Annotated in this window: 7 protein-coding genes; all 7 read left to right on the top strand. The window is 39.6% G+C overall.

The window, feature by feature from the left end; genetic code table 11:
- The first annotated feature begins 100 nt into the window (after positions 1 to 100).
- A complete protein-coding gene (locus ACFIKY_RS08865; RefSeq protein WP_375634908.1) occupies positions 101 to 856 on the top strand; it encodes a type IV secretion system protein in 756 nt (251 codons plus the stop codon).
- 23 nt (positions 857 to 879) lie between these two features.
- Complete coding sequence (locus ACFIKY_RS08860; RefSeq protein WP_375612432.1) at positions 880 to 1,209, top strand: EexN family lipoprotein; 330 nt, start codon at positions 880 to 882, stop codon at positions 1,207 to 1,209.
- 31 nt (positions 1,210 to 1,240) lie between these two features.
- Positions 1,241 to 2,179, top strand: a complete 939-nt coding sequence (locus tag ACFIKY_RS08855) for a type IV secretion system protein (protein ID WP_375641257.1) — start codon at positions 1,241 to 1,243, stop codon at positions 2,177 to 2,179.
- Entirely contained in the window at positions 2,166 to 2,453 is a 288-nt protein-coding gene (locus ACFIKY_RS08850) for a type IV secretion protein VblB7 (protein ID WP_375612434.1), read from the top strand. The genes ACFIKY_RS08855 and ACFIKY_RS08850 overlap by 14 nt, the downstream gene beginning before the upstream one ends.
- Positions 2,450 to 3,121, top strand: coding sequence for a virB8 family protein (locus tag ACFIKY_RS08845; RefSeq protein ID WP_375612435.1), 672 nt, complete (start codon positions 2,450 to 2,452; stop codon positions 3,119 to 3,121). Before ACFIKY_RS08850 ends, ACFIKY_RS08845 begins: the two co-directional genes overlap by 4 nt.
- Complete coding sequence (virB9, locus tag ACFIKY_RS08840; RefSeq protein WP_375661723.1) at positions 3,087 to 3,977, top strand: P-type conjugative transfer protein VirB9; 891 nt, start codon at positions 3,087 to 3,089, stop codon at positions 3,975 to 3,977. Before ACFIKY_RS08845 ends, virB9 begins: the two co-directional genes overlap by 35 nt.
- Before the next feature lie 27 nt (positions 3,978 to 4,004).
- A partial coding sequence (locus tag ACFIKY_RS08835; RefSeq protein ID WP_375647940.1) for a TrbI/VirB10 family protein occupies positions 4,005 to 4,642 on the top strand: 638 nt, incomplete at its 3' end.

Here is a 4,642-nt window from a genome sequence, read left to right as displayed (position 1 = left end):
GTGGCACCACCAAGAATATTGAACTCCTAGAGACCATTATGGATGAAGTTGGACAATCTCCAGAAAAATGGCTTCCTATTTTTCAAGAAAGGTCAAAGCAATGAAAAAACTTTTATTGGCAACAGCTCTTTGCGCAATTTCTTTTGGACCTCAAGCAAATGCATTTGGAGGTGGTCCCTTTGATTATAAAATACTGCTGGAAAATATAGAGCAAGCCAAAAAATTGAGAGAACAAGTTGCAAAAGCAGAACAGCAAGTTCAACAAGGCAAACAACAGCTTGAGCAATTAAAGAGCCAACTCGATCAAGCGAAACAATTATATAGTTCCTTAAATGGAAAACCTGATTTATCCGCTCTTCAAGAATTGCTCAACAAACAAGGGAATAATGCTGCTTTCCCCTCTGATTTTAATCATTTAGAACAATCAATAGATGGTACTGGGGGTGGTAGCGGAAACACTGAAAAATGGAAGGAAAAACTTTTATATAAAGAACCATCGGGTGGTAGTGGATCAAAAGAAGCCGTTGATGCCTTTTACAAGCAAGAAGTGGAAAAATTGCACAATCGCAATGTAGGACAAGCAGCAACAGGGCAAGCTGTTTACGAAGATGCCGATAAAAAGAAAGAAGCCATTAGTAAGATTATTGAAAAACTCAAAAATGCTAAAACCGCTGCTGAAGTTCAAGATGCTCAAACACAATTAGCAGCTATACAAGCAATATTACAAGCAGAGGCTTTACAAACACAAGCCGCCTCTATGATTCAGCAAGCTCAACAGGAAGCTGAAATTATTCGTTCTAGAGAAGAATCTAGTAAAAGATACCAAGACTATGCAAGAAAAATCCGTGGTCATTAAAAATTAAAAAGAGGGAATTGAAAATGAACAAGATCATCATAACAACATTACTGCTTTGCATAGGACTTATCACGACTGGTTGCGAAAAAACTTACAGCGTAGAAGAATTTAAAAAAAATGAAAGCTTAATAAGAGAGTTTCAATGGAAGTGTGGGGCTTCTGATAATTCGAAAAATTGTCAAAATGTGCGACAAGCCGCTAAGGAACTTGATGAAGAACATTCTAAGAGAGCTTTAGAAAATTATAATAAAGCTCTAGAGAAAATAAATAAAAGACGAGAGGAACGAGAAGCAAAAGAGCGCGCTAAAGCCGTACAAAAAGAGAAAGAAGAAGCTGAAAGAAACGCTCAATAGTTGTTTTTATAAAAAATAAAAAGGATATTCAATGTCGTTAATGGATTACGTTCCTACGTACAGTGATATAGATGACCGTTTAATGAATACTCTTGGGGACTTAATGGATAAGACCATTAGTAATCTTTCAAGTTCTTTATCCGCTCCTCTTACGGCATCTTGTATAATCTATATTGCATTTATAGGTTACAACATTATATATGGGCGTTCTTCTATGCCTTTATGGGATTTTATAGCGACAACAGCTAAACTTGCCATCGTTGTTACACTCACTACAAACGCTTCTCAATATAATGCTTGGATCAAAGACATATTTTTTACTGATCTGCCTGATGCCATTGCAAATGTCACCCAAGGAGCAAATTCAGATAAAAATGTCTGGGACAATATGATGATACATGCTTCTGCACATGTTTTTGATGCAGCAAATCAGTATACAGCATGGTATGATATGGGGAAGTATATTGTTAATTGGGTTGCTGGTTTAATCTGTTTATTAATTGCTGCTTTTTTTAGCACTATTGGCTTTATCGTCACAATGTTTGCTAAACTTGGTTCATTTCTTGTCATATCGGTTGGACCACTTTTCATAAGCCTTTATATGTTTTCAACGACAAGACGTTTTACAGAAGCATGGTTAGGACAACTCGCAAACTTTATCATTTTGCAGGTATTAGTCACTTTGCTTGGTAACGTATATGTAAGTCTTGCGATAGATATCCTTTCAGGTGACATTAAAGATATCATGTTTTCTGTAATTCAATTTTTGATTATTGGAACCGGAGGCATTTATCTTTTTATCCATTTACCCGGAATTGCCTCTGCTTTAGCTTCTGGAGGAGCATCTCTTGCAGGTTCAACACATTTAGCTCACCACACTAGCAGATTAGCTGGTCGTGGTGCTCTTGCTGGTTTTAGAGGTTTGGCATCAAAATTTAGAGGAGGTAATACTACAAATGCGGGGAGTTAAAAAAATTTGGATTATCTTGCCATTTCTCTTTCTTAGTGGCTGTATGTCTTCATCAAACACGCTGAAATCACTCCCAAAGTGTGATGGATATTCTAAACGTCCACTCAACAGATCAATGTGGAATTGGGAAGGGAAGAAGCCCACTCCAAGACCTATTATTATAAGTGGCAATACACAATCATCTGTGAAAGAGAGCAAACTTGAAACGCTTTTGGCACAAAAATTAACGGACGAAGAAATGAAGTCTTACAAAAATTGCGGGCAAAAAGCATGAAAGAAAACGCCGTAGAACAATATATTGCTGAAGCACGCTCGTTCGATCAAGATCGCATGCTCGCCTCACGCCGCACCACCCGCATCTCGCTTGCAATCGCCGGCATAGCCGTTGCTGTTGCAATAATGTCTTCTCTCGCGGTCATCACCCTCACGCCCCTTAAAACCGTAGAACCCTTTGTCATCCGCGTTGATAATTCAACCGGCATCACTGAAGTCGTAGAAGCCTTAAAAGAAGGTCCAACAAATGTCGACGAAGCCATCACACGCTATTTTGCAGCAAAATATGTCCGCTTCCGTGAAGGTTTCGTCGTAGAAGAAACACAAAATAACTTCGAAACCATCTCTCTCCTCTCTTCACCTGAAGAACGAGAAAGATTTGCTGGATGGTACGGCGCAAAAAATCCCCAAAGTCCTCAAATTCTTTATAAACACGCCACCGTTACAATAACAATAAAATCAATTTCTTTTATCAATGAAAATGTCGCCCAAGTGCGTTACTACAGAACTGTGCGTAACAACGACAACAACAAAGAATTCATCACCCACTGGGTTGCAACACTCACCTTTGAATATACCAATGCCCCTATCTCTGTTCAAAACCGCTTGATAAATCCTCTAGGGTTTATCGTTAATGAATATAGAACTGATCCGGAAGTGGTCAACTGATCATGACAAAAAAATTCTTTTTCTCATTCTTAGGATTGCTGTTGCCTTTTCTTTGACGAATATAAGCTACGCGAGTGTTTTTCCCACCCGCGCGCCGAGCGATAGCCGCATTCGCTTTATCAACTATGATGCTTATAATGTCACAAAAATTATTGGCTCCATACGCTCATCGGTACAAATAGAATTTTCTCCCAATGAAGAAATTGCCCATGTGGCAATTGGCAACAGCGTTGCATGGGAAGTCGCCCCCGCTGGCAATATTCTTTTCCTTAAAGCGCGGGAAGTCCAACCCATTACCAATCTCCAAGTCGTCACCACAAAGCTTGATGGCTCAAAGCGCTCCTATCAATTTGAACTTACGATCAAAGATGGGGAAATTTCCTCTGGACAAGAAACATATTTCCTTGTGAAATTTCGCTACCCACAAGAAGAAGCAGAACAAAGAAGACTCGCAGCCCTTATGCGACAAGAAAAACAACAAGCCCAGCGTATCGATAATGTCTTCAACGCTTCTGAAACCTACGGACCACGCAATTGGGCTTACACCGCTCAAGGATCAAGCGTGCTCGAACCCTCCTCCGTTTATGACAATGGCAAAACCACAACATTTACATTTCCAGACAACCAAGAAATCCCTGCCATTTACATTGTCAGCAATGACGGTACAGAATCGCTGGTTCCCAAAACCACAAGAGGCAACATGGTGATAGTCCATGCCATTAGCGCACGCTTCACCCTAAGACAGGGAAGAAACGTCCTATGCGTCTTTAACGAAGCCTATCAACCCAAAGGCGTTAATCCAAATACCGGAACAACCTCACCATCTGTTGAACGTAAAGTTGCATCAGATCTTTAAATAAGCGGGAATTGAAGGGGACAACACATGAGTGATAAATCAAGCATCGAAGATCGAGGATCTATTGGGGATGGCAAAAATAATACATCAAAATCGGATACAAAAAAAATAATCATTATTATAGCTTTTGTAGGATTTTGCGCATATGTGCTTTGGAATATATTTTCAACACCACCAACATCAAAAGACACGGCAAATATTCATAAAAAACAAGACTTTAATAACTCAGTTACTCCCTTAGAATTAGTTTCCGCTGAATCACAAGCAAAAATTGCTCCAATTACACTACCACCCCCAGCGAAAAACCCAGAAAAAATAGTTGAACATGATCCTTTACTTGATGCAGCACAACGTGCTCCCGTATTGGCTTTTACGAGCAATACCCCCCCTTCTTCAACTCAAATGTCGAGAAATAACTATAGTAATAATATAAGTGAAACTCCTAATAATGATTCACAAAGTTTTTCCTCACTTCTAAAGCCTACAAAAATAGAAGGTACAAGAGCTGGGATCATGGGAAATAGAAACTTTATCATCGCCATGGGAACTTCTATCCCCTGTATCTTAGAAACGGCATTAAACAGCGACCAACCAGGCTTTGCAAGCTGCATCATCAACCGTGATATCCTCTCTGACAATGGGCGCGTTGTTTTGCTTGATAAAGG

It is taken from the genome of Bartonella sp. CR127HXZ (genome assembly GCF_042194555.1).
Classification (GTDB): Bacteria; Pseudomonadota; Alphaproteobacteria; order Rhizobiales; family Rhizobiaceae; genus Bartonella; species Bartonella grahamii.
The sequence above is the reverse complement of the archived record's forward strand: the minus strand, read 5'-3'. Positions and strand labels throughout refer to the sequence as shown.